This is a genomic window from Streptomyces sp. AHU1 (assembly GCF_045343905.1).
GTDB lineage: Bacteria > Actinomycetota > Actinomycetes > Streptomycetales > Streptomycetaceae > Streptomyces > Streptomyces triticiradicis.
In genome coordinates this window covers 3,149,286-3,174,216 of sequence record NZ_CP174283.1, presented here as the reverse complement: position 1 = coordinate 3,174,216, position 24,931 = coordinate 3,149,286, and the positions used below count along the sequence as shown (strand labels likewise).

The window sequence follows — 24,931 nt, the reverse complement described above, 5'->3', positions numbered from 1 at the left end:
CGGACACCCACGACGCTCTGACGACGCCCCCACCCCGTACCCCCCACTCCGTTGGAGAGACCGTGACCCTGGCCGCTTCCCGGATCGACACCGGCGACACCGCCTGGCTGCTCGCCGCCACCGCGCTCGTCCTCCTGATGACCCCCGGACTCGCCCTGTTCTACGGCGGCATGGTCCGCGCGAAGAGCGTGCTCAACATGCTGATGATGAGCTTCGTGTCGATCGCCCTGGTCACGGTGGTGTGGCTGACCGCCGGATACTCCCTCGCGTTCGGCCCGGACGCGTTCGGCGGGCTCGTCGGCGGCCTGGAGCACGCCGGGATGGCCGGGATCGGCCCGGACGGCGTCCAGGGGTCCGTCCCCACCCTGCTCTTCGCCACCTTCCAGCTCACCTTCGCGATCATCACCGCCGCGCTGATCAGCGGGGCGGTCGCCGACCGGACGAAGTTCGGGGCCTGGCTCGTGTTCGTACCCGTCTGGACCCTGCTCGTATACGTTCCCGTCGCGCACTGGGTGTGGGGCCCGGGCGGCTGGATCCACGACGGCCTCGGCGCGCTCGACTTCGCGGGCGGCATGCCGGTCGAGATCGCCTCGGGCGCCTCCGGGCTCGCGCTGTGCCTGGTGCTCGGGCCGCGGCTCGGCTTCAAGAAGGACGCCATGCGGCCGCACAACCTCCCGATGGTCGTGCTCGGCGCCGGTCTCCTGTGGTTCGGCTGGTTCGGCTTCAACGCCGGCTCCGCCCTCGGCGCGAACGGTCTGGCCGCCGCGGCCTTCCTCAACACCCTCGCCGCCGGCTGCACGGGCCTGCTCGGCTGGCTCCTCGTCGAGCAGCGCCGCGACGGCCACCCGACGACCCTGGGCGCCGCCTCGGGCGCGGTCGCCGGTCTGGTGGCCATCACCCCGTCGTGCGGGGTGGTGTCCCTGCTGGGCGCGCTCGCCGTCGGGCTCGCCGCCGGCGTCGTCTGCTCGTACGCCGTGGGCTGGAAGTTCAAGCTGAACTACGACGACTCCCTCGACGTCGTCGGCGTCCACCTGGTCGGCGGGATCATCGGCACGCTGCTCATCGGCGTCTTCGCCGTCCACTCGATGACCGGCGGCGCCGAGGGGCTGCTGTACGGCGGCGGGCTCGGACAGCTCGGCCGCCAGCTCGTCGGTGTCGTGGCCGTCGGGGCGTACGCGTTCGGCGCCACGTACGGCATCGGCACCCTGATCGACCGGTTCATGGGGCTGCGCGCGGACGAGGAGCAGGAGCGGACCGGCCTGGACCTTACGGTGCACGCCGAGAGCGCCTACGATCACGGGGTCCTGGGCCACGGCGCCCCGGTTTCGTCGTCCCTTCCCACCGCGCAGAAGACCAGGCCCCAGGCATGAAACTCATCACCGCGATCGTCAAGCCCTACCGACTCGACGAGGTCAAGACCTCCCTGCAGGAGCTCGGTGTGCACGGGATGACCGTCACCGAGGCCAGCGGGTACGGGCGCCAGCGCGGGCACACCGAGGTGTACCGCGGCGCCGAGTACCGGGTCGACCTGGTGCCCAAGGTCCGGATCGAGGTCGTCGTCGGGGACGAGGAGGCCGACGCGGTCATCGACGCGGTGGTCAGGGCCGCGCAGACCGGGAAGATCGGGGACGGAAAGGTGTGGTCCGTACCCGTGGAGACGGTCGTACGGGTACGGACGGGCGAACGCGGGCCCGACGCGCTCTGAGCGTCACCACGGCCGCGGCGAGCGCGAGGACCGTCAGCACCGCCACGAGCCACGGCAGCGCGAGGAACGAGGCGCTCGCCGACTCCTTCGTGCCCGGCGCGCTGGCCGTCAGCGTCACGTCCCCCCAGTCGAGCTGGGGCGCCCCGTGCCAGGGCGCGGTGAGCCGCACCCGCTGGCCCGGCAGCAGTTCCGAGGGGATGCCCGCGAGCTCGCGGGACAGCAGGGTGCGCCCGAAGAGCCCTTCCGCACTCAGCCGCACCTTCGGGTTCAGCGTCACGTTGCCCGTGTTGTGGAGGGTGTACGAGACGGTGGCCGCGGAGGAGCCGGTGCCGGGGACCAGCGGCTGGTGGTGGGTGAGGCGGACCTTCTCCACCGCGAGGGCGGGGACCGTGGGCCCGCCGACCCGGAGGTAGACCCGGGCGGCGACGGCTCGTCGCACCCCGACCGAGAGGGAGCCCGAGCCCGTCTCGATCCGCTCGTCGAGCGCCACCAGCGCGCCCGGATGGTCGCCCGGTTCGGCGCGCTCGGGGACCCGCAGGGTGAACGGCACGGTGACCTCGCCGTGCGCGGGCACGGTGACCCGGGTGCGTGCGGGCCGGGCCCACGCCCCCACCCCGCGCTGCTTCTCGGCCAGGGTGCGGACGGCGAAACCGCCGTCGCGGGCGGTGTTGTAGGCGTCGGCCGCGTACAGCCGGAACGTCAGCGGAGAGCCGGTCTTGTTGGCGACGGTCACCTTGTCCCGGAGGGTCTGGCCGGGGTCGGCGGAGAGGTAGAAGTAGGGCCGCGCGGCGATGCGCGAGGAGACGGGGTAGACCGACCAGCTGCCGTTGTCGGCCGCGTACGAGGGTGTGGCGATCAGGGCCACGAGGGCGGGCAGGACCAGGAACACGCTCAGGAGGAGGGCGTACGGCTTGCGCATGGGTGCGGACCCCCGCGGACGGCATCGGCTGACGGGCGGCTGTCGTCGTGACAGCCCCTGCGTGGACGGGCGGGTGCGCGCCCGGCCACAGGGGTGCGGAAGACCGGTCGAGTGGCGGACCGGTCAGCTGAGCGTCAGGGTGAGCACACCGGAGTAGGAGCCGGGAGGCGTGAACTCCGGTACGTTCAGCGACAGTCCGGCGTCGACGGTGAACTCACCACCGGTGAGGGTCCCGTTGGGGGTGGACGCCAGGGTCGCTCCCGAGGTGCCCACCGTTCCGGACGAGCCGGCCTGGCAGGTGCTCGGGCTGCCGGCCTTGGTCGCGCAGGCCGGGGTCCAGCTCAGGGCACCGGCGCCGATCTTCGCGCCGGGGCCGGTGAAGTCGGTGACCTTGCCGGTCAGGGACCAGCCCGCGGGCCCGCCGCGGAAGTCCTTGACCGTCACCGTCTTCAGGGCGCCCGTGGAGGCCCCGCCCTTGCCGTAGTCGACCGCCGACAGCGCGACGGCGTCCCCGGCCTGGGTCATCGACAGGGTGCCCGCCCTCACCGTGGTGGTGAGCTTCTGACTGCCGTCGGGGACGGGCGTGTCGTCGATGACGACGTACGCGGCGGGTCCCGCGCCGGTGTCCGGGTCCCAGCTTCCTCCCTCGTACGCGACCACGCCGGTCGTCGTCCTGTCGTTGACGACGAGCGAGCCGCTGACGGAGCCCTGGGAGTTCGCGGTCACGGTCGCCGTGTCGGCGGTCTGGGTGGCCCCGGACCGTCCGGCGAGGGTGACGCTCGCGCCCGGGGTGAAGCCGCTGCCGGTGACGGTCACGCTGTCACCGGGGTGCCCGGAGGCCGAACCGAGCTGGATGGCCCGGGTGTTGGTCTGTCCGCCGGTCGCGGTGACCGTCTCCGACACCGGGGCGGGCGGGTTGGTGACCGTGCACGGGGTGTCCAGCTCCATGATGTAGCTGGTGTGGATGTTGTAGTCGCCGGGCGCCAGGGTGATCGCGCCGGGCGCGGTCACGGTGAACGTGCCGGTCATGCTGAACGACGGGAAGGCGCCCTTGGCGGGCACCGGGTCGTTCTTCTTGGGGCCGGCGACGGTGACGCTTCCGGTCTGGGCCCCGCCCAGCGCGACCTTGCCGGTCGGGGTCATGATGTCGGCCGGCAGTGCGAGGTCCACGGGGTTGCTGGCGGCGGGTTTGACCACCGTGTAGGTCACGGTGACCGTGTCGCCGACCTTGGGACTCGCGTTGTCCACCGTGATCTTCGCGGTGGTGGTGCCGTCGATCGGCGGGAGGCCCGCGATCGCCGGCGGGATGCAGTGCGTGGGGAAGTCCACGTTCGTGGGTGCGGCTCCGGCCGGAGCGGCCAGCGCACCTCCCACGGTGAGCGCGAGTACGGTCGCCCCGAGCAGGGCCGCGATGCGGCGTCTTCGGTTTGTCGGACCCGTGGTTGACATGGGTGTTGCCCCCCTCCTGAGGGATGCGGGCGCAGCGGCTCTTCTGCGCCGCCAGGGGGACATTGATGGGCGGGCCGTGCGAGAAGTCAATGGAGTCCCGGCACACCGACTGATGGGCCATCAGTTTCTGTCATGGTCACCGGGGAGCCGCGGGAGCCGGGCCGGCGCCGCTGCGCGCGGGCGGCGCCGGCCCTCTTCACGTCAGGGCGAGGTGGAACGGCGGATCAGTCGAAGACGAACGGGCCCGGGGACTGCGGCGCGTCCGCCGTACAGGTGATGGTGATGCCGAAGACGGTCATCTTCAGGGAGCCGCCGTAGAACTCCAGACTGTCGCCGGAGGCGACGGTGCCGTCGAGGGGGCCCACCGAGACTCCGCTGCCGATGGCCATCGCGGGGTTCTTCCTGCCGCTGAACGCGGTGGTCCCGCCGCTCGCGTTCACCAGGGACAGGGTCGAGGTGACCGAGTTCGCGGCGATCGGGATCGGGGCCGTGATGGCGGTGGAGCTGAGGGTGACGGTCGCGGCCGTGCCGTTCTGCGTGGCCGTGAGGGTGGCCGCGCCGCCGCCGCCGATGGTGCAGGTCGCGGTGACGGTGGCCGTCTGGGGAGTGACGGCCGCGGCGGCCGGCGCGAAGGCCAGACCGGTCGCCGCGAGCGTCCCGGCGGCTAACGCCGAGAGCGTCGCGAGTCGCTTGCCTCTCATCGAAATCCCTTCCCGTGTCGGGGAATTGCCATGTGGGGATGGTCGGGACGGAGCCGTCCGCCCGGGTCCGGGCACACGGACTCCTCACCTCTGTGCCCGGTGAGGGTGCGGGGAGACGTGTACGCGGACCGTCCGCTCGTGGGGTGCGGAACGCCGTGCGGAGGCGTTTCTGACGGCCCGTCGGAATGTGCGGCTCCATTGAGGCGCGGGCGCCTCATGATTGCAAGGGACAGAGAGCCCTTTCCCCCGACGCCGCGAAAAGTGGCCGAAGTTGGCTCCCGGGCGCGGAAGGCCACCGGCGACACGGCTCCCGGGGCCGGGGGTTCACCCGTGACCGGCGGCCGGTGCCATGTCCTGCAGGCCGATCACCCGCAGCAGCCGCAGGCGTTCGTGGGACTCGGTGCCGGGGCGTGCCGTGTGGACGACGAGGAGCTGGCTGTCGCCGGAGCCGGTCAGGATCTCGCAGTCGAGTTCCAGCAGACCGACCGCGGGGTTCAGGAACCGCTTCGTCGCGGAGCGCCGCACCGCGACCTCGTGGGACTCCCAGAGCTCCGCGAACTCCTCGCTCGTGGAACGGAGTTCGGCCACCAGGGCGGCCGGGGCCGGATCCTTCGGGCGGGCCGCGGTGACCGCGCGCAGGTTGGCGACGTGGGAGCGGGCGTGCCCGGGGCGGTCCTCGGGCGGGAAGAGGGCGCGGGAGGCCGGGTCGGTGAAGAACCGGCGTACGAGGTTGCGCCCCGGTTCGGCCTCGCCCGTCAGCGCCGCCGCCATCGCGTTCTGCGCGAGCAGCTCGCCGTAGTCGGTCACGACCTGGGCGGGCGCGTCGTACAGCCGGTCGAGGATCAGCAGCAGCCCGGGACGCACGTGCGGCGAGGCGCTCGTGGCCCGCGGCGGTTCCTCGCCGGCCAGGTGGAACAGGTGGTCCCGTTCGTCACCGGTGAGCCGCAGCGCCCGTGCCAGCGCGCCCAGCATCTGGCGCGAGGGGCGCGGCCCGCGGGACTGTTCGAGCCGGGTGTAGTAGTCCACGGACATGCCCGCGAGCGCCGCCACCTCCTCGCGGCGCAGTCCGGGGGTGCGGCGCCGGGAGCCGGCCGGGAGGCCCACGTCGGAGGGCTCCAGCCGGGCACGGCCGCGGCGCAGGAAGTCGGCCACCTCGGGTCTGTCCATCTCTCCAGCGTGACGCGGGCCGCCGGTCTTATCCAGGGACCGACGGTCCCCGGATCAGGAGGTCTCTCCCGCCCCGCCCGGCACGGGGGGACGGTGGAGGCCGACGAGAGGAGCAGATCATGCTGACACTGGTGACCGGAACCACCGGCGAGGTCGGACGCCGCTTCGTGCCCCGCCTGCTGCAGCAGGCGCCCCCCGGCGACCGGGTGAGGATCCTGGTCCGCGACGAGTCCCGGGCGGCGGCCCTGGCCACGGTCACCGGCCCGACCGGTCTCGGGCCGGAGATCGCGGTGGGGGACCTGCGCGACGCCGAGGCGCTGGGCAAGGCGCTCGCGGGCGTCGACGCGGTGGTCAACATCGCGGCCGCCTTCCGCGGGGTGCCGGACGACGAGGCCCGGTCGGTCAACCGCGACGCCGCGCTGGAGTTGGGCCGCGCCGCCGTCTCCGCGGGGGTGCGCAGGTTCGTGCAGGTCAGCACCAGCCTGGTGTACGGGACCGGCCGGGGGCGCCCGCTCACCGAGGACGACCCGAGCGTGCCCGGCGGGGAGATGTGGGGTGCCTACCCGGCCTCCAAGGCGGAGGCGGAGCGCGGTCTGCTCGCCCTGGACACGGACATGGACGTACGGATCGGCCGCCTGCCCTTCGTCTACGGGGAGGGCGACCCGCATCTCGCCGCCTCGCTCAGGTGGGCCGGGCAGTGGGCCGCGACCCAGCGGCTGCAGATGGTCCACCACGCGGACGTGGCGCAGGGGCTGCTGCGCCTGCTGTACGCCCCGGGCGTGGGCGGCACCGGCGTCTACAACATCGCCGACGACGCCCCCGTCACCGCCGTCGACCTCCACCGGATCAACGGCGTCGACGTACCGCCCGCCCTGTACGAGCGCGTCGACCCCGACCCCTGGCACGGCATCGTGTCCACCGACCGCATCCGCCACGACCTGGGCTTCCGCCCGGTGTACCCGTCCCTGTGGACGGCCCGCGACGCCGGGGCCCTGTGACCGGGCCCGGGAACCCGGCCCGGGGCCGCCCGAGGGGGCGGCCCCGGGAGCGCCTCCCCTCAGTCCTCCCGCTCAGTCCACCCCCTCAGTCCACCCCCTTGATCCGCACCACCAGCACCGCCCCCGCGAGGCCGATCACCGCCGCGAGCAGGTACAGGACCCGGTAGCCGCCCAGGTACGTCACGACCGGCGCCGCCAGGACCGGGGCCGCGACCTGGGGGAGGGCGTTGGCGATGTTGATGACGCCCAGGTCCTTGCCGCGGTCCAGGGCCTTCGGCAGGACGTCGGTCATCAGGGCGAAGTCGACGGAGGTGAAGACACCGAAGCCGATGCCGAGGACGGCCGCGGCGGCGATCGCGCCGGGCCAGGTCTGCCGGCAGGCCAGCACCGCCGTGGCCACCGCCATCAGCACCCCGGACCAGATCACGAACGGCTTGCGCCGCCCCAGCCGGTCCGACCACACCCCGCCCACCACGACCGTGGCGAGGAGGGTGACCCCGTTCACCGCCGTGAGGACCAGGACGCCCTGTTCGGGGTCGTCGAGGCGCAGCCGGTCCCGCATGTAGTAGAGCAGGTACAGCAGCACGAGGGCGTTGCTGAGGTTGATCAGGAAGCGGGTCAGCCAGGCCCACGCCAGGTCGGGGTGCTCGCGCGGACTCAGCCGGAACGAGGCGAGGAACTCCCGCCCCGACCAGGGCGGCCGGGCCGACACCGGCAGCCGCAGGTCCTGGTGGCGCAGTACGTACGGCAGGACGCCCACCAGGGTGAACACCGCGCAGGCCGCGTATCCGCCGCCGGTGCCCCCGGCCACCGTCGCGAGCCCGGTGCCGCCGACCACGCCGAGGATCTGCGCCGCCCCCAGCCAGCCGCCCACGCTGCCGCGCTGGAGCCGCGGCACCCGGTCGGGCACGGCCGCGGTGACCGCGGCGAACGCGGCGTTCAGGGTCAGCTGGACCAGGCACCAGCCCGCCGCCATCGTCCACACCCCGCCCGCGCCCGCGAGGAGCAGCAGGGACAGCGCGCCCCCGGCCGCCCCGGCCACGATCCACGGCGTACGGCGGCCCCACCGCGCGGTCGTCCGGTCGGACAGCGCGCCGAAGAGCGGGTTGGCGACCAGCGAGACGACCGCGCCCGCGCCCGTCACCCAGGCCAGCATCGTCTCCTTGGACATGCCGGAGCCGGGCGCGAAGTTCTCGGCCTGGGAGGCGAGGAGGATCTGCAGGGGGCCGTACCAGCCCACCCAGATCGCCCCGTTGGCGAGACAGAGGGCCGAGGTCCAGCCCCGGCCGACCCGCTCGACCGGTTCGGCGAGGGCGGAGACGGGCAGCGGTACGGCCGGGTCGGCCGCGGTCATCTCTGCGCCCGCAGGGCGTCCCGCAGCCAGGCGTACGAGGCCTTCGGGGTCCGCTCCAGGGTGTCGTAGTCGACGTGCACGAGACCGAAGCGGCGCTGGTAGCCCTCCGCCCACTCGAAGTTGTCCATCAGCGACCAGACGAAGTAGCCGCGCACGTCGACGCCCTGCTCCAACGCCTGGTGCAGCGCCCGGACATGGCCGTCCAGGAAGGCGATCCGCTCCTGGTCGTCGACGCCCTCGTAACTGCAGCCGTTCTCGGTGATCACCACGGGCGGGAGCCGGTCGCCGTAGCGCTCGCGGAAGCCGGTGAGCAGCTCGGTGAGCCCCTCGGGCACCACCGCCCAGCCGAAGTCGGTGACCGGGTAGCCCTCCAGTTCCTTGACGGTGAAGGGCAGTTCGGCGGGCAGGGTCAGTCCGCCGAACTCGATCTCCGCGCCCTCGGGGGCGCCCACCCTGGTCGGCTGGTAGTAGTTGATCCCGTACCAGTCGACCGGCTCGCCGATGATCTTCAGATCCGCCTCGACGTCACCGGGCATCAGCTCGCCGATGCCGTCGGGGTAGCGGCCCAGCAGGACGGGGTCGGCGAAGAGCCGGTTGAGCAGGAGGTCGTAGAAGTCGGCCGCCTCCACGTCCTCGGTACGGTCCGAGGCCGCCCAGGTGGGGCCGTGCGAGTTGGCGATCCCGACGTCGCCCGCCCCGGCCGCGCGCAGCGCCCGTACGGCCAGGCCGTGGGCGAGGAGCTGGTGGTGGGCCACCGGCAGGGCGTCGAACATGAGCCGCTTGCCGGGGGCGTGCGCGCCGAGCGCGTGCCCGAGCAGGGTGTGCTCGGCGGGCTCGTTGAGGGTGATCCACTTCTTGACGCGGTCGCCGAGGCGTCCGGCGACGACCGAGGCGTACTCCGCGAACCGCTCGGCGGTGTCCCGCTCCAGCCAGTCCAGTTCAGCCGGCAGGTCCCAGTGGAAGAGGGTCGGCACGGGCCGTACGCCCGCCGCGCACAGCGCGTCGACGAGGCGGTCGTAGAAGTCCAGGCCGCCGGGGGAGTTCACCCGGGGCCAGGAGACGGAGAAGCGGTACGCGTCCACGCCGAGGCCGGCGAGGAGGGCCACGTCCTCGGGGTAGCGGTGGACGTGGTCGCAGGCCACCGCGGCCGTGGAGCCGTCCTTGACGTGCCCGGGCCCGGCGGTGAAGGCGTCCCACACCGAGGGGCCGCGTTCGTCCACGGCCCCCTCGATCTGATGGGCCGAGGTGGACACGCCCCAGAGGAAGCCGGAGGGGAACTGGGGGAGGGGGTTCGTCGCCATGCGCGATCATCTGTACCCGCGGTAACGGAAGTCAACGGTTCGGCGTGAACCCGTGGACCCCGCTCCCTCGCCGCCCCGCGCGCCTCCCGGGGCGCGTCCCCGGGCGCCTTCGTCAGGCACCCTCCTTCAGCACCAGGGAGACCAACTCGCGCTGTTCCTCGGTCAGTCGGGGATCGGCGGCGTAGACCGTCCTCCCGTCCACGGTGATCTGGTAACTGAAGCCGTCCGGGACGCCCGCGGGAGGCGTGGCACAGCCCGCGGCGAGCGCCTGCTCGGCCAGGGCGTGCCACTCGGGGGCGTCGGGCCGCGCCGAGGTGTCCACCTCGGCACGGCGCTCGATGCCCGCGAACCCGCCCGTGCGCCGTACTTCGATCCGCATGAGTCCTCATCCCGTAGGAGTCGGGCGCCGGGGCCGGGCGCCCCGGGGCCAAGGACCGGATACCCGGGATCCGGCGCCGGATCCCGGGCTACGCGGGCGTGACGCCGACCTCTTCCCAGGCCTTCGACACGGCCTGCAGTTCCTCGCCCTCGCTGTACCGGGTCCGCGCGGCGGCGAGCGTGAGCCGGGCGAAGTCGGAGAAGAGGGCCTGCTGCGGCAGCTCCCCGCCGGTCAGGACGTCGTACCAGATCTGTCCGGCCCGCTCCCACGCGTGGCCGCCGAGGGCCTGGGCGACGAGGTAGAAGGCGTGGTTGGGGATGCCGGAGTTGATGTGGACGCCGCCGTTGTCCCGGCCGGTGCGGACGTAGCCGTCCATCGTCCCGGGCTGCGGGTCCTTGCCGAGCACGTCGTCGTCGTACGCGGTGCCCGGCGCCTTCATGGAGCGCAGGGCGGTGCCGGTGACCCGCGGGGCGAGCAGGCCGGCGCCGATCAGCCAGTCGGCCTCGGCGGCGGTCTGGCCGAGCGTGTACTGCTTGATCAGCGAGCCGAAGACGTCCGACATGGACTCGTTCAGGGCGCCCGGCTGGCCGAAGTAGGTGAGGTTCGCCGTGTACTGGGTGACGCCGTGGGTCAGCTCGTGGCCGATGACGTCGACCGGGAGGGTGAAGTCGAGGAAGATCTCGCCGTCGCCGTCTCCGAACACCATCTGCTCGCCGTTCCAGAAGGCGTTGTTGTAGTGCGTGTCGTAGTGCACGGTGGCGTCGAGCCGCAGGCCCTCGCCGTCGATCGAGGTGCGCCCGAAGGCGCTCAGGTACAGGTCGAAGGTCGCGCCGAGGCCCGCGTACGCGCGGTTGACGGTGGCGTCCTTGCCCGGCTTGTCGCCCTCCGCGCGGACCTTCCTGCCCGGCAGGTCCTGGTGGTGGCGGGCGTCGTAGATCGTGCGGTGCGGCGCGCGGCCGTCGGCCTCCACGGGCGCGGCGGCGGGCGCGCCGACGACGGTCGTCAGCCGCCGGTGGGTGCGCTCGTACGCGTCGCGCTCCAGGGTCCGGCGTGCGGGACCGGCGAGCGCGGGGTCCTCGTGCCGGGCGATCCTGTCGAGGACGTGGGGCGGAACGATGGTGCAGTGGACGGGCTCGAAGCCCCCGTTGGTCGTCATGCCCGGCACCATTGCACTGCGTGATGCACTTGTCACCACGTGCAACCATGATTGATGAAATGGGGTGATAAGGAGCCGGAGATTCCGCCCGGAAGTGGTATGGCGCACTTTTTGTCCCTTTCGGGGCGCGCGATCCCGCATACTGATACAGCCCTCCGTACGGAGCGCGGCTCCGCTAGGCTGCGGAGCATCATGCGTTTCGGGCTGCTTCTCCTTAGCTGCCGCGGCGAGGGCCTGTAGTCGAGGCCGACCCCCTCCCCGCGGAGTCTGGCGTTGCGCCGTCGGCCGTCCTTTCGGACATCCTGAGGAGCCCACGCACATGGCGAACAGCCACAGCAGCGAGCAGACCCGAGCCAACCGCCAGCGCCCCACGTCGATGCCGGTCCACAAGTACGGCCAGTACGACCAGGTCGACATCCCCGACCGCACCTGGCCCGACAACCGGATCACCGTCGCCCCCCGCTGGCTCTCCACGGACCTGCGCGACGGCAACCAGGCCCTGATCGACCCGATGTCGCCCGAGCGCAAGCGCCGGATGTTCGACCAGCTGGTCAAGATGGGCTACAAGGAGATCGAGGTCGGCTTCCCCGCCTCCGGCCAGACCGACTTCGACTTCGTGCGCTCGATCATCGAGGAAGAGGGCGCGATCCCGGACGACGTCACGATCTCCGTACTGACCCAGGCCCGCGAGGACCTGATCGAGCGGACCGTGGAGTCCCTGAAGGGCGCCAAGCGGGCCACCGTCCACCTGTACAACGCCACCGCGCCGGTCTTCCGCCGGGTGGTCTTCCGCGGCTCCAAGGACGACATCAAGCAGATCGCCGTCGACGGCACCCGTCTGGTCGTCGAGTACGCCGAGAAACTGCTGGGCCCCGAGACCGAGTTCGGCTACCAGTACAGCCCCGAGATCTTCACCGACACCGAGCTGGACTTCGCCCTGGAGGTCTGCGAGGCGGTCATGGACGTCTGGCAGCCCGGTCCGGGCCGCGAGATCATCCTCAACCTGCCCGCCACGGTGGAGCGTTCGACGCCGTCCACGCACGCCGACCGGTTCGAGTGGATGCACCGCAACCTGACCCGCCGCGAGTACGTCTGCCTGTCGATCCACCCGCACAACGACCGCGGCACCGCCGTGGCCGCCGCCGAGCTGGCCGTCATGGCCGGCGGCGACCGCGTCGAGGGCTGCCTGTTCGGACAGGGCGAGCGCACCGGCAACGTCGACCTGGTCACCCTGGGGATGAACCTGTTCTCCCAGGGCGTCGACCCGCAGATCGACTTCTCCGACATCGACGAGATCCGTCGTACGTGGGAGTACTGCAACCAGATGGAGGTCCACCCGCGCCACCCGTACGTGGGCGACCTGGTCTACACGTCCTTCTCCGGCTCCCACCAGGACGCCATCAAGAAGGGCTTCGACGCGATGGAGGCCGAGGCGAAGGCCAAGGGCGTCACCGTCGACGACATCGAGTGGGCGGTGCCGTACCTGCCCATCGACCCCAAGGACGTCGGCCGCTCCTACGAGGCGGTCATCCGCGTCAACTCGCAGTCCGGCAAGGGCGGCATCGCCTACGTCCTGAAGAACGACCACAAGCTGGACCTGCCCCGCCGGATGCAGATCGAGTTCTCGAAGCTCATCCAGGCCAAGACCGACGCCGAGGGCGGCGAGGTCACGCCGGGCGACATCTGGGCCGTCTTCCAGGACGAGTACCTGCCGAACCCGGAGAACCCCTGGGGCCGCATCCAGGTCCGCACCGGCCAGTCGACCACCGACACCGACGGCGTGGACACCCTCACCGTCGAGGCGACGGTCGACGGCGCGGACACCGTGCTGTCCGGCTCCGGCAACGGCCCGATCTCGGCCTTCTTCGACGCCCTGGAGTCCATCGGCATCGACGTACGCCTGCTCGACTACCAGGAGCACACGATGAGCGAGGGCGCCTCCGCGCAGGCCGCTTCGTACATCGAGTGCGCGATCGGCGACAAGGTCCTGTGGGGAATCGGCATCGACGCGAACACGACACGTGCTTCGCTGAAGGCCGTCGTCTCCGCCGTCAACCGCGCGGCCCGCTGACCTCGTTCACCTGCTTCTTCCCGGCCCCGTCCGCCTTTCGAGGCGGGCGGGGCCGGGTCGTGTCCCGGCCAATTCGTGTGCAGGTCACAAGCAGGTCTCGTCGCAGGTACTGACGACACCTCGACAATGTGGCTAACATCACGCCAGCGCGGCGATGTTGCCGCGGGGGCACCGCCCGCGCCCTTAAGGCTGTGGGGGAGTTACGGAGGTGTGCGACGTGCTGCCAGGATGGGGACGAAACGGTCGTGCAGTTCAGGTTCCCCGTGTCCTGGGCACCCGTACGGCGTGGAGCACCGTCGGCGACGGGGAGTTCTTCTGCCCCGGCTGCGGCGGCGACCGCAACTACCAGCGGCTGACCGGCCGGCGCCGCTTCACCCTTCTGGGTGTTCCCGTCCTCCCGCGCGGCGAGACGGGGCCCGTCGTCGAATGCGCGGCCTGCCACACCCACTACGGCACCGACGTCCTGGACCACCCCACCACCACCCGCTTCTCCGCGATGCTCCGCGACGCCGTCCACACCGTCGCCCTCGCGGTCCTCGCGGCGGGCGGCTGCTGCGCCCGCGCGTCCCTGCAGACCGCCGCCGCCACCGTCCGCTCGGCGGGCTTCGACGACTGCACGGAGGACCAGCTGGGCGCCCTCGTCGAGGCCCTCGCCGCCGACACCGGCCGCTTCTTCGGCGAGCCCTGCGGAGCGAGCCTGGCCATAGAGCTCCACGAGGCCCTGGACCCGCTGGCCCCGCACCTCGCCCCGACGGGCCGCGAGGCGATCCTCCTCCAGGGTGCCCGCATCGCCCTCGCCGACGGCCCGTACACCCCCGCCGAACGGGACGCCCTCGCCACCGTGGGCGCGGCCCTGACGATCTGTTCGGACGACGTGACCCGCCTCCTGGCCACGGCCCGCACACCGTCGTAGCGCACCCCGGCGTCGGCGCCGCAGTACTCCCCGGGGAGTAACGGCCTCCCCGGGACACCCGGCGCAGTAGGGCGCGGCTCGCTCCCGCGGGCGACGAAAGGGGTCCTTGGGCCCGGAAGTCTGGAACCCGGAAACCAGACATCCGGACCGAAGGGAGGCCCTGTTTATGGGGGCCGGAGAGACAAGGACGCGCTCGCGCCGGCGGGCCGTGCCGTGGGCGGTGCTCGCGCTGTGGATCGGACTGCTGGCCGTCGTCGGCCCGTTCGCCGCGAAGCTGTCCGACGTGCAGCACGACCGTGCCGTCGACTATCTGCCGTCGAGCGCCGACTCCACACGGGTCGCGAAGATCGAGGACCAGCTGCCCGGCGGCGAGACCACCGAGCTGGTGCTCGTCTACCACCGCGACGGGGGACTCCGGAAGGCCGACCGGGACACCGCGGCCCGCCAGATCGCCGCGATCACCCGGGCGAACCCGCTCACCGAAACCCCCAGGGCCGTGCCGTCCTCCGACGGCAGCACCCTCATGTACCCGGTCGCCAGCAACGCGCCCGGCACCGACGAGAAGAAGCGCGACGCGTTCGTGAACGACGTCCGTGACGTGGCCCGGGACACCGACGGGATGAGCGTCGTCGTCGGCGGGCCCGGCGCCCTGGCCACCGACGCGGGCGAGGTCTACGACTCGCTCGGCGGGCCGCTGCTCTACACCACCGTCGCCGTCGTCGCCCTCCTGCTGATCCTCATCTACCGCAGCCCGCTGCTGTGGCTCGTACCGCTCGCCGTCGCGGGCGTCGCCGACTACCTGTCGATGGGCGTCGCCTACGGACTGAACCAGGCGTTCGGCACGAGCGTCTCCGGCCAGAGCTCGGGCGTGATGACGATCCTCGTCTTCGGCGCCGGAACCGACTACGCCCTGCTGGTCATCTCCCGCTACCGCGAGGAACTGCGGCGCGTCGAGCGGCCCTACGACGCCATGAAGGAGGCCCTGCGCGGCTGCGGGCCCGCCGTGCTCGCCTCCTCCGGGACCGTCGCGGCCGGACTGCTCTGCCTGCTCGCCGCCGACCTCAACAGCAGCCGCGGCATGGGCCCGACCGGCACCGTCGGCGTGCTCTGCGCCCTCCTCGCCATGCTGACCCTGCTGCCCGCCGTGCTCGTCCTGCTCGGGCGGCGGGTCTTCTGGCCGCTCGTCCCGGCCTACGGCAGCGAGCCGCGGCAGCGGCGGAGCCTGTTCGCCGCCATGGGGTCCTCGGCCGGCCGCAGGCCGCTCGTCGTCCTGGCGAGCGGAGCCGCCCTGCTCGGGGCGCTCGCCCTCGGCACCCTGAACCTGCCGGGCGCGCTCAAGCAGGAGGACTCCTTCGTCCACCGGCCCGACTCGGTCACCGCCATGGAGACGCTCGCCCGCGCCTACCCCGGGCAGGGCACCCAGCCGATCACCGTGATCACCCCCACCGGACGCGCGGACGCCACCCTGTCCGCCGTGCGCGGGCACACCGGGGTCGCGAGCGCCGAACGCGGACGCGGTGGCGGAGGCTGGACCGAGATCTCCGTCATCGCGCGCGGCGCCCCGCAGTCGGCCGCCGAGACCGCCACGATCAAGGCCCTGCGGGCCGACCTCGACGGATCGTACGTCGGCGGCCCGAGCGCCCAGCAGCTCGACCTCCAGGACACCAACGCCCGCGACCGGCTCGTCGTCGTCCCGATCGTGCTCGTCTCGGTGCTGCTGATCCTGATCCTGCTGCTGCGCTCGCTCGTGGCACCGCTGCTGCTCGTCGCCGCCGTCATCGCGGTGTGGGGCGCGGCCCTCGGCATCGGCGGCCTCGTCTTCGGCCCGCTGTTCGGGTTCGAGGGGACCGACCCCGGCCTCGGCCTGCTGTCCTTCGTCTTCCTGGTCGCCCTCGGCGTCGACTACGGGATCTTCCTCATGCACCGGATGCGCGAGGAGTCCCTCTCCGGCGCCGAACCGGCCGCCGCCGCGCTCACCGCCCTGCGCACCACCGGGGGCGTGATCGCCTCGGCCGGCCTCGTCCTCGCGGCCACCTTCGCGGTCCTCACGAACATGGGGCTCCTCCAACTCGTCGAGCTCGGCTTCGTCATCTCGGTCGGAGTGCTGCTCGACACCTTCCTCGTCCGTACGTACCTGGTGACCAGCGCGAGCGTGGCACTGGGCCGGAAGGTGTGGTGGCCGGGCGGCCTCTCCCGCGAACCGGACCACGGGACGGCCGGACGGCAGGACCCCGTCCCCGTGGGCTGACCCGCACCCACCGGACGACGGACACCGGGCGCCCCCGCCTCCCGCGGGGGCGCCCCCCTCACGGAAGATGAAGCGGTGGACGCCAAACGCATGCTGCACCTCATGGGCTTCGGACACTGGGGCACCACCGACCCGGCGCGGGTCCTGCGCCAGGACGCGCTGCTCGCGGGCGTGCTGCTGATCCTCGACACCGCCGTGGCACTCATCGTGCCGATGGACGGCCGGCGGCTGGACGCGCTCGGCTGGTCCCTGCTGGTCGCCGCCCACCTCCCGATGGTCTTCCGGCGGCGTGCCCCGCTCGCCGCGTTCCTCGGGCTCGTCGCCTGCGTCGCCCCGTACCACGCACTCGACTTCGACCACAATCCGCCGCTGCTCGTCTCGATGACCGCGCTGTTCACCGTCGCCGCCACCGGGAGCCCGCTGCGCTCCCTGATCGTCGGCGGCGGTGTCATCGGCATCATGCTCACGGTCAAGTTCGGGCAGGGCGCCGCCGAGGGCACCGAGGCGCTGCGCATCACCGGCTGGATCGTCGCGTTCATCGTGCTCGGCGTGTACGTCCGGGTGCACGGGCAGTACCTCGCCTCGGTCGTCGAACGAGCCGAGCGCGCCGAGCGCACCCGCGAGGAGGAGGCCCGTCGCAGGGTCGCCGAGGAGCGGCTGCGCATCGCCCGGGACCTGCACGACCTGCTCGCCCACAGCATCACCCTGATCGGGGTGCAGACCTCCGTCGCCGCGCACGTCCTGGCCGCCGACCCCGACCGCCTGGACCGTGCGGCCGTCGCCAAGGCGCTCGACGACATCTCCGAGACCTGCCGGACCGCGCGCGGCGAACTGCGGAGCACGCTGGAGGTGCTGCGCGACACCGGGTACGGCGGCGACGGCCGGGGCCCGCTGCCCGGCCTCGACGGAGTGCCCGACCTGGTGGCGGCGGCCCGCGCGGCGGGCACGGAGGTGGAGGCGCAGGCCCTGGCGGGGGCCGACGGCGTCCCCTCCGCCGTGGGCGCCGCCGCCTACCGCATCGTCCAGGAGGCGCTGACCAACGCGGTGCGGCACGCGGGCCCCGGGGCGGGCGTCCGCGTGGAACTGGAGACGGACGGCTGGGCCCTGCGGGTGAAGGTCACGGACGACGGCATCGGGGACGCGGGCGGCCCGCCCGGCTTCGGTCTTGTGGGGATGCGGGAGCGGGCCCGCAGTGTGGGCGGCACGGTGGAGACCGGAACACGACGGGAGGGCGGTTTCGCGGTGGTGGCGGTACTGCCCCTGGGCACGACGGTGCCGGAGCCTGGCCGGTGGACGGAGCTCGAGTCCGATCGGCGGCCGGAGCTGGGAAGGCGGCCGGAGCCCGATCGTCAGCCGCAGCCGCAGCCGCAGCCGAGTCGGCGAACGTCGGCGGACCGCCCGGCCTCGTCCGGAGTACCAGCCCCTTCCGGTGCGCCGGATGCGCCCGGCACACCGGGTACCTCCCGGCCTGTGCCGGATTCCGGGACCGTGCGCGACAGCGGTCCCGCGCGGGGACCCGGGGCCGCCCTGGACGCCGACGGCGTACGCGGTGCCGAGCCGAGCCGGGGCGGGGCGCGATGACCATCCGAGTGGTTCTCGCCGACGACCAGAACCTCGTGCGGGCCGCGTTCGCCATGCTCGTGGAGTCGGCGCGGGACATGGAGGTGGTCGGTCAGGCGGCCACCGGCCGGGAGGCCGTGGAGCTGGCCCGCGCCGGGCGCGCCGACCTGGTCGTGATGGACATCCGCATGCCCGACCTGGACGGCATCGAGGCCACCCGGCTCATCGCGGCCGACGAGGACCTCGCCGGGGTCAGGGTGCTCGTGCTCACCACGTACGACACCGACGAGCACATCGTGGAGGCGCTGCGCGCGGGCGCCTCCGGCTTCCTGGTGAAGGACACCCGGCCCGCCGAACTCCTCGACGCGATCCGTACGGTGGCAGCCGGGGACGCGCTGCTCTCGCCGGGTCCCACCGCCCGTCTGGTCGCCCGTTTCCTGAGCGCCCCGTCCGTCCCCGCGCTCACGGCGGGCGGTCCCGAGGGGCTCTCCGGGCGTGAGCGCGAGGTGCTCACCCTGGTCGCACGGGGCCTGAACAACACCGAGATCGCGGCGGCCCTGGGACTCAGCCCGCTCACCGCGAAGACCCATGTCAGCCGCATCATGGGCAAGCTGGGCGCCCGCGACCGGACCCAGCTGGTCATCGTGGCGTACGAGTCGGGCCTGGTGACACCGGGGGACGCGGGCCGGGCCTGACCCGGCGGCCCGCCCGGAGCACGGCCGAAACGCGCTGACGCCCCGTCACCCGCCGTGGAAGCACGGGTATCGCCGCAGCCCCTGGGCACATTAGGTTCACCGGGACATCCCACGTCCCATGTCGTTCCGTGTCCGATGAAGTCGACGCAGTCCAGGGAGTGCCATGAGCCGCATGCTCGCGTTCGCCGCCGCCACCGGACTCCTCACCGCCCTCGCCGTCACCGGCCCCGCCGCCTCGGCCGCGCCCCGGGGCGGCGGGGGCTGCGCCTCCTCCGTCCCGTACACCGCGGGCGAGGACGGCTACGACACCTACCGCATCCCGGCGACCGTCATGACCGGGGCCGGCACGCTGCTCGCCTTCGCCGAGGGGCGGCACAGCGGCGCGGGCGACACCGGGAACATCGACGTCGTCCTCAGACGCTCCTCCGACGGCGGCTGCACCTGGGGCCCGCTCACGGTCGTCGCGTCCGGGGACGGCGACACCCGGGGCAACCCGGCGCCGGTGGTGGACCCCCGGACCGGCCGGATCGTCCTGCTCACCTCCTACAACAGCGGTGCGGTGACCGAGGCCCAGATCATGCGGGGCGAGGTCACGGCCGAACAGAGCCGGCGCGTCTTCGTCCAGACCAGCCGTGACGACGGGCGGCACTTCACCGCCCCGCGGGACATCACGGACCAGGTGAAGCCGCCGGACTGGCGCTGGTACGCCACCGGTCCCGGCCACGCGATCGCGCTGCGCCGCGGACCGCACGCGGGCCGCCTGGTCGTGCCCGCCAACCACTCCGCCGCCCCGCCCGCCGGATCGGCCGACACCGGCCAGGAGGCCAGGTACTACGGAGCGCACGCGCTCTACAGCGACGACGGCGGACGCACCTGGCGGATCGGCTTCGTCGACGACTCCTACGACGGCACCGACAACGCCAACGAGAGCTCGGTGGCCGAACTCCCCGACGGGCGGCTCTACTTCTCCTCGCGGGACCAGAACGGCACGAGCACCGGCAACCGCCTCGACTCCTACTCCAGCGACGGCGCCGAGTCCCTGGACCGCCCCTTCGCCGTCCAGCCCTCCCTGAACGACGTCCCCGTCGTCCAGGGCAGCGTCCTCCAGCTCACCGGCCGCCACGCCCCGCTCCTCTTCTCGGGCCCGTCCGTCCCCACCGTCCGCCAGTCGATGGCCGTCTGGCGCAGCACGACCGCCGGAGCGGACTTCACGAAGGCGGTCACCCTGTCCGCGCGGCGGGCCGCCTACTCGGACCTCGTCCAGCTCGGCGCCTCCCGCGTCGGCGTCCTCTACGAGACCGGCGACGCGGGACCGTACGAGACCATCGAGTTCCGGCGGCTGCCGCCGGTCGGGCTGCTCGGGTGACTCAGAGCAGTCCCGCCGACGCCAGGTGCTTGCCCACGAGTTCGACCTCGTCCGGCGACAGCGGCACCTGGGGTTCCGCCGTCGCGGGGCAGTCGATGACGCCCCGCAGGTGCAGCGCGGCCTTGAAGGCGCCGAGCGCCGAGGAACTGCCGCCCATCCGGGCCGGGTCGCCGACGCCCACCAGGCCGAACAGCTCGCACAGCCGCTCCTGTTCGGCCCGGGCCCGCTCCTGGTCGCCCGCCGCGCACAGTTCGTACAGCCGGACGTAGCCCACCGGGTCCACGTTGGCCAGACCGGGGACCACGCCGTCGGCGCCGAGGGCCAGCGCAGCGTCGACGACCACCTCGGAGCCGGTGAGCACGGCGAAGCCGCGGATCCCGGGGCGGGTACGGGCGCCGGTGACGACCGCCCGGAAGGAGCCGAGGTCGCCGCTGGAGTCCTTGAGGCCCGCGAGCACACCGTCGGCGGCGAGTTCGAGGACCAGTTCGGGACTCAGCTTGCTGTGGACGGAGGCCGGAAGGTCGTAGGCGAACACCGGGAGCCCGGCGCGGGCCGCGACGAGACGGAAGTGGCGGGCGATCTCGGCGGGATGGGTGCGGGTGTAGAAGGGCGCCGTGACGACGATCGCGTCCGCGCCCGCGGCCCGGGCGGAGCGCGCGTGGTCCAGGACGCGGGGCGTCGTCATGTCGATCGCGCCGGCCAGGACGGGGAGCCGGCCGGCGACGTGCGCCACCGTCGTCTCCACCACGAGCCTGCGCTGCGCGTCCGTCAGATAGGCCACCTCGGACGTCGAGCCGAGGACGAACAGACCGTGCACCCCGGCGTCCACCAGATGGTCGATCAGCCGGACGAGTGAGGGGACGTCCACCTCGCGGTCCGGTGTCAGGGGCGTGCAGACGGGCGGTACGACACCGGTGAGCGGGGCGGGGAAGGTCATGAAGGCTCCCTGATGTGCTGCTGGGGCGGAACGTCGGCCGGGGCGGCGGCCCCGGCGGCGGATCCGGCCTGCGCGACGAGGGTGCGCGTCGACCGGCCCTCCTCGACAGGATGGTGGCACCGGAAGCGGTGGCCGGGCGCCGACGCGGCCGTGAACTCCGGCATCCGGGTCGCGCATTCCGTGTCCGCCTTCCAGCACCGGGTGCGGAAGGGGCAGCCGCTCGGCGGGCGCGTCGCCGAGGGGACGGGCCCGGTCAGCGGGATCGGCTCGACCGGGTCCAGCAGGCTCGGGGTCGCCGAGAACAGCGCCCGGGTGTACGGGTGACGGGAGCGGTCGGTGACCTCGCCGGCCGGGGACTCCTCGACGATCCGCCCGAGGTACATCGTGATCACCCGGTCGCTCATCCGGCGCACCGTCTGGATGTCGTGGGACACGAACACCAGGGCCAGGCCGAGGCGCTCCTTCAGATCGAGCAGGAGGTTGAGGATCTGCGCGCGCACCGACACGTCCAGCGCGCTCGTCGGCTCGTCGGCCACCACCAGGCCGGGTTCCAGGGCCAGGGCGCGGGCGATCGCCACCCGCTGGCGCTGACCGCCGGAGAGCTGGCCGGGCAGCGCGTCCGCGAGGGCCCGGGGCAGACCGACGAGCGACATCAACTCCCGCACCCGGTCGGCGCGTTCGGCCGTGCTGCCGCGCCGGTGCACGTCCAGCGGGTCGCGCAGGATCCGGCGTACGGGCAGTCTGCGGTTCAGGGCCGTCGACGGGTCCTGGAAGATCATGCCCGTGCCGGAGCCGACGGCCGTGCGCCGCTCGTCCGGGCTCAGGGACCACAGGTCGCGGCCGCCGAAGGTCACCGTGCCGGACGTCGGCCGCTCCACCCCCACCAGCACCTTCGCGAGCGTCGACTTGCCGCAGCCCGACTCGCCGACGACCCCGATCGTCTCGCCGGGCGCGACGGTGAGGTCGGCGCCCGTCAGCGCGTACACCCGGTCCCGGGTGAACACACCGCCGCTGCGCGCCTTGTGGACGACGTGCGCGTCGGTGAGCCGGACGAGCGCGTCCGCCGGGGATGTGCTCATGTCACGGCCTCGCTCTCCGTGGTCACCAGGTCGACGGCCGGGTGGTGGCAGGCCGCCGTGTGCGTGGGGGTGCCGGTCAGGTCCGGCGCCGTCGTCCGGCACGTCCCGTCCGCCATCGGACACCGGTCGGCGAACCGGCAGCCGGCCGGGAAGTCGGCGGGGGAGGGGACGACCCCCCTGATCTGCGTCATGCGCTCCGCCGCCGACTCCAGCGACAGGACGCTGCCCAGCAGCCCGCGCGTGTAGTGGTGCGCCGGGGACTCCACCAGGTCCGCCGTCACCCCCGTCTCGACGATCTGCCCGCCGTACATCACGACCACCCGGTCGGTGACCGCCGAGACCAGCGCCAGGTCGTGCGAGACGAGGACCAGGGCGAAGTCCAGTTCCTCCCGCAGCCGCAGCAGCAGCTCCATGACCTGCGCCTGGACGGTGACGTCCAGGGCCGTCGTCGGTTCGTCCGCGACGATCAGCGCGGGCTCCCGGGACAGCGCCATCGCGATCAGGACGCGCTGGCGCTGGCCCCCGGACAGCTCGTGGGGGTAACTGCGCAGGGTCCGCTCGGGATCGAGGCCGACCAGGGCGAGGAGCTCGGCCGCCGTGCGCCTGCCGCCCCGCCGTACCACCTGCCCCAGTTGCGCCCTGATCGTCATCGCCGGGTTCAGGGACGACAGCGCGTCCTGGTAGACCATCGCCATCTCGTGGCCCAGCAGCCGGCGCCGTACCCGCATCGGCTCGCCGAGCAGCTGCCGCCCGCGGAACCGGACCTGGCCGCGCACCCGGGCGCCCTTCGGCTCCAGGCCCATCACCGTCAGGGCCGTCAGCGACTTCCCGCAGCCCGACTCGCCCACCAGGCCGAGCACCTCGCCGGGATACACCTCGAAGCCGATGCCGTCGACGATGTCCACCCCGCCGTGCCGGCCCTCGAAGCCGACGGCCAGATCCTCGACGGCGAGCACGGGCCGTCCGTCCGTGACCGGCGGCCGGGCCCGCGCCCGCAGCCGGGCCGCGGCTCCCGCCAGACCGGGCAGTTCCACGACCGTGCCGCTGCCCGGCTCGGGGGCTTCGAGCCGGTCCTCCGCGGGCGGCACGGACACCTCCCGGGCGGCCGGCGCGGCCCAGGCGTCGGAGACGCCCTCGGAGAGGACGTTCAGCGACAGCACGGTGAGCAGCATCAGCAGGCCCGGGAAGACGGTGGCCCACCAGCCGCCGGTCAGCACCATGTTCTTGCCGTCGGCGACGACACTGCCCCAGGACGGGTCCGGGGGCCGTACGCCCGCGCCGATGAAGGACAGCGAGGCCTCGAACACGATCGCCTCGGCGACCTGCACGGTGCAGAACACCAGGACCGGGGCCGCGCAGTTGACGGCCACGTGCCGCAGCACGATGTGTGGGGTGCGGGCGCCGATCACCCGCTCGGCGGTGACGTAGTCCTCGCCGTACTGGTCGAGGACGTTCGCCCGGACGACCCGGGCGACGGGCGGGGTGAACAGGAACGCGATCGCGCAGATCAGTACGGTGATGCCGCCGCCGAACACGGCGACGAGCACGGCGGCGAGCGCGATCCCGGGGAACGCCATCACCACGTCGAGCGCGCGCATCAGCGTCTCGTCGACCGCCTTGCGCGAGGTCGCGGCGAGCGCGCCGAGCAGCGCGCCCACGACCAGGGCGAGCGCGGTGGCGCCGAGCCCGATGGCCAGGGACCAGCGCGCCCCGTACATCAGCCGGCTGAGGATGTCCCGGCCGAGGCTGTCCTGTCCCATCCAGTGGTCCGCCGAGGGATGCCCGGTGCCGTCCGTCTGCGGCTGCTGGTCGAGCGGGTCGTGCGGCGCGAGCAGCGGGGCGAACAGCGCCACCACCAGGACCACGGTCAGGAAGCAGACCGCGATCCTCGACAGCGGCGGCAGCCTGCGCCGGCCGCGCAGCCGGACACCGGGCCGGGCGAGGGCGCCGGCCAGATCCTTCCGCGTGATCATCGGGTCGCTTCCCTCAGTCGTGGGTTGACCAGCAGATACAGGATGTCGATGACGAGGTTCACGACCACGAAGCCGAAGGCGGTGGTCAGGACGACGCCCTGCACGACGGCCGGGTCCCCGTTCTGCACGGCGTCGATCATCAGCTTGCCCATGCCGGGCAGCGAGAAGATCGTCTCGATGACGACCGCCCCGCCCAGCAGATAGCCCACGCGCAGGCCCAGCACGGTGAGCGGGTTCATCAGGGCGTTGCGCAGGACGTTGCGGCCGACGACCACCCGGGGCGGCAGCCCGCTGCCGATCGCCGTGCGCACGTAGTCCTTGTCGAGCTCCTCGACCACGGAGGTCCGCACGATCCGGGTGAGCTGGGCCGCGACCGGCAGGGAGAGCGCGAGCGCGGGCAGCGCCATGGTCTTCAGCCACCCGGACAGCGAGTCCGCCGGGTTGACGTAGCCGCCGGTCGGGAACCAGCCCCGGTCGACGGCCAGGTACTGGATCATCAGCAGGGCCAGCCAGAAGCCCGGTGCGGCGACACCGGTCAGGGACACCACCCGGATGACCTGGTCCGGCAGCCGGTCGCGGTGGATCGCGGCGGTCACCCCTCCGACGAGCGCCAGCACCACCGCGATGCCGAGCCCCAGGAAGGTGAGCTGGAGGGTGAGCGGCAGCGCGGTGGTGACCTGTTCGACGACCGGCGCCCGGGTGAGCGCGCTGGTTCCCATGTCGCCGTGCAGCAGGTCGGCCACGAAGTGGACGTAGCGCACGGGCAGCGGATCGAGCAGCCCGTTCCGCTCCCTGAAGTCGTGCAGCTGCTCGGGGGTCGGGTTGGCGCCCTGGAAGAACGCGGACGCCGGGTCGACGTCCGAGAACCGCATCACCAGGAACACGAACAGGACGATCCCGAGCATCAGCGGTACGAGCAGCGCGATGCGGCGCAGCAGGATCCTGACGACGGTGACCACG

General features: G+C 73.0%; 20 protein-coding genes and 1 pseudogene. 9 read left to right on the top strand and 12 right to left on the bottom strand.

Features of this window, described 5'->3' with window-relative positions; genetic code table 11:
- The first annotated feature begins 62 nt into the window (after positions 1-62).
- Both ACICHK_RS14365 and ACICHK_RS14360 read left to right on the top strand, forming a co-directional pair.
- Complete coding sequence (locus tag ACICHK_RS14365; protein ID WP_151467991.1) at positions 63-1,370, top strand: ammonium transporter; 1,308 nt, start codon at positions 63-65, stop codon at positions 1,368-1,370.
- Entirely contained in the window at positions 1,367-1,705 is a 339-nt protein-coding gene (locus tag ACICHK_RS14360; RefSeq protein WP_151467992.1) for a P-II family nitrogen regulator, read from the top strand. Before ACICHK_RS14365 ends, ACICHK_RS14360 begins: the two co-directional genes overlap by 4 nt.
- Here the strand turns inward: ACICHK_RS14360 and ACICHK_RS14355 are convergent.
- From ACICHK_RS14355 to ACICHK_RS14340, 4 genes are all read right to left on the bottom strand, one after another.
- Positions 1,599-2,624, bottom strand: a complete 1,026-nt coding sequence (locus ACICHK_RS14355) for a WxL protein peptidoglycan domain-containing protein (RefSeq protein ID WP_406837213.1) — start codon at positions 2,622-2,624, stop codon at positions 1,599-1,601. The two genes, ACICHK_RS14360 and ACICHK_RS14355, sit on opposite strands and share 107 nt — an antisense overlap.
- 123 nt (positions 2,625-2,747) lie before the next feature.
- Complete coding sequence (locus ACICHK_RS14350) at positions 2,748-4,073, bottom strand: beta-xylosidase (RefSeq protein ID WP_406837212.1); 1,326 nt, start codon at positions 4,071-4,073, stop codon at positions 2,748-2,750.
- Positions 4,074-4,297: 224 nt separating this feature from the next.
- The gene (locus ACICHK_RS14345) at positions 4,298-4,774 is read right to left on the bottom strand and encodes a hypothetical protein (protein WP_406837211.1); all 477 of its coding nucleotides are present in this window, start codon (positions 4,772-4,774) and stop codon (positions 4,298-4,300) included.
- Positions 4,775-5,098: 324 nt separating this feature from the next.
- Complete coding sequence (locus ACICHK_RS14340) at positions 5,099-5,941, bottom strand: helix-turn-helix transcriptional regulator (protein ID WP_151467996.1); 843 nt, start codon at positions 5,939-5,941, stop codon at positions 5,099-5,101.
- A gap of 119 nt (positions 5,942-6,060) precedes the next feature.
- Here ACICHK_RS14340 and ACICHK_RS14335 point away from each other — a divergent pair, with 119 nt between their 5' ends.
- A complete protein-coding gene (locus tag ACICHK_RS14335; RefSeq protein WP_406837210.1) occupies positions 6,061-6,939 on the top strand; it encodes an NAD-dependent epimerase/dehydratase family protein in 879 nt (292 codons plus the stop codon).
- Positions 6,940-7,024: 85 nt separating this feature from the next.
- Here ACICHK_RS14335 and ACICHK_RS14330 read toward each other — a convergent pair whose 3' ends face one another.
- The 4 genes from ACICHK_RS14330 to ACICHK_RS14315 form a co-directional block, all read right to left on the bottom strand.
- Positions 7,025-8,293: an MFS transporter gene (locus ACICHK_RS14330; RefSeq protein WP_406837209.1), complete on the bottom strand. Its 1,269-nt coding sequence runs from the start codon at positions 8,291-8,293 to the stop codon at positions 7,025-7,027.
- Positions 8,290-9,594: a GH1 family beta-glucosidase gene (locus ACICHK_RS14325; RefSeq protein ID WP_406837208.1), complete on the bottom strand. Its 1,305-nt coding sequence runs from the start codon at positions 9,592-9,594 to the stop codon at positions 8,290-8,292. Before ACICHK_RS14325 ends, ACICHK_RS14330 begins: the two co-directional genes overlap by 4 nt.
- Positions 9,595-9,706: 112 nt before the next feature.
- Positions 9,707-9,973 carry a protealysin inhibitor emfourin gene (locus tag ACICHK_RS14320; RefSeq protein ID WP_406837207.1) on the bottom strand — a complete coding sequence of 89 codons (267 nt, stop codon included), beginning with the start codon at positions 9,971-9,973 and terminating at the stop codon, positions 9,707-9,709.
- Positions 9,974-10,061: 88 nt separating this feature from the next.
- Positions 10,062-11,129: a M4 family metallopeptidase gene (locus ACICHK_RS14315; protein WP_406837206.1), complete on the bottom strand. Its 1,068-nt coding sequence runs from the start codon at positions 11,127-11,129 to the stop codon at positions 10,062-10,064.
- A gap of 319 nt (positions 11,130-11,448) precedes the next feature.
- Here ACICHK_RS14315 and leuA point away from each other — a divergent pair, with 319 nt between their 5' ends.
- From leuA to ACICHK_RS14285, 6 genes and pseudogenes are all read left to right on the top strand, one after another.
- Positions 11,449-13,200 carry a 2-isopropylmalate synthase gene (gene leuA / locus ACICHK_RS14310; RefSeq protein WP_406837205.1) on the top strand — a complete coding sequence of 584 codons (1,752 nt, stop codon included), beginning with the start codon at positions 11,449-11,451 and terminating at the stop codon, positions 13,198-13,200.
- A gap of 217 nt (positions 13,201-13,417) precedes the next feature.
- Positions 13,418-14,113: a TerB family tellurite resistance protein gene (locus ACICHK_RS14305; RefSeq protein ID WP_406837204.1), complete on the top strand. Its 696-nt coding sequence runs from the start codon at positions 13,418-13,420 to the stop codon at positions 14,111-14,113.
- Positions 14,114-14,279: 166 nt separating this feature from the next.
- Positions 14,280-16,361 carry an MMPL family transporter gene (locus tag ACICHK_RS14300; protein ID WP_406837203.1) on the top strand — a complete coding sequence of 694 codons (2,082 nt, stop codon included), beginning with the start codon at positions 14,280-14,282 and terminating at the stop codon, positions 16,359-16,361.
- A 90-nt stretch (positions 16,362-16,451) separates the two neighbouring features.
- Positions 16,452-17,624, top strand: a pseudogene (locus ACICHK_RS14295) (sensor histidine kinase); the annotation flags it as partial.
- 314 nt (positions 17,625-17,938) lie between these two features.
- Positions 17,939-18,616, top strand: a complete 678-nt coding sequence (locus ACICHK_RS14290; protein ID WP_151468005.1) for a response regulator transcription factor — start codon at positions 17,939-17,941, stop codon at positions 18,614-18,616.
- 163 nt (positions 18,617-18,779) lie between these two features.
- Positions 18,780-19,982, top strand: coding sequence for an exo-alpha-sialidase (locus tag ACICHK_RS14285; RefSeq protein WP_406837202.1), 1,203 nt, complete (start codon positions 18,780-18,782; stop codon positions 19,980-19,982).
- 1 nt (position 19,983) lies between these two features.
- On the opposite strand, the gene ACICHK_RS14280 is transcribed toward ACICHK_RS14285, so the two are convergent.
- From ACICHK_RS14280 to ACICHK_RS14265, 4 genes are read right to left on the bottom strand one after another with little or no spacing between them, the layout of a single operon-like run.
- Entirely contained in the window at positions 19,984-20,919 is a 936-nt protein-coding gene (locus tag ACICHK_RS14280) for a dihydrodipicolinate synthase family protein (protein WP_406837201.1), read from the bottom strand.
- Positions 20,916-21,998 (bottom strand): oligopeptide/dipeptide ABC transporter ATP-binding protein, encoded by a 1,083-nt coding sequence (locus ACICHK_RS14275; RefSeq protein WP_406837200.1) that lies wholly within the window; start codon positions 21,996-21,998, stop codon positions 20,916-20,918. The genes ACICHK_RS14280 and ACICHK_RS14275 overlap by 4 nt, the downstream gene beginning before the upstream one ends.
- Positions 21,995-23,971, bottom strand: a complete 1,977-nt coding sequence (locus tag ACICHK_RS14270; RefSeq protein ID WP_406837199.1) for a dipeptide/oligopeptide/nickel ABC transporter permease/ATP-binding protein — start codon at positions 23,969-23,971, stop codon at positions 21,995-21,997. The genes ACICHK_RS14275 and ACICHK_RS14270 overlap by 4 nt, the downstream gene beginning before the upstream one ends.
- A complete protein-coding gene (locus ACICHK_RS14265) occupies positions 23,968-24,930 on the bottom strand; it encodes an ABC transporter permease (RefSeq protein ID WP_406837198.1) in 963 nt (320 codons plus the stop codon). The genes ACICHK_RS14270 and ACICHK_RS14265 overlap by 4 nt, the downstream gene beginning before the upstream one ends.
- Position 24,931: the final 1 nt, after the last annotated feature.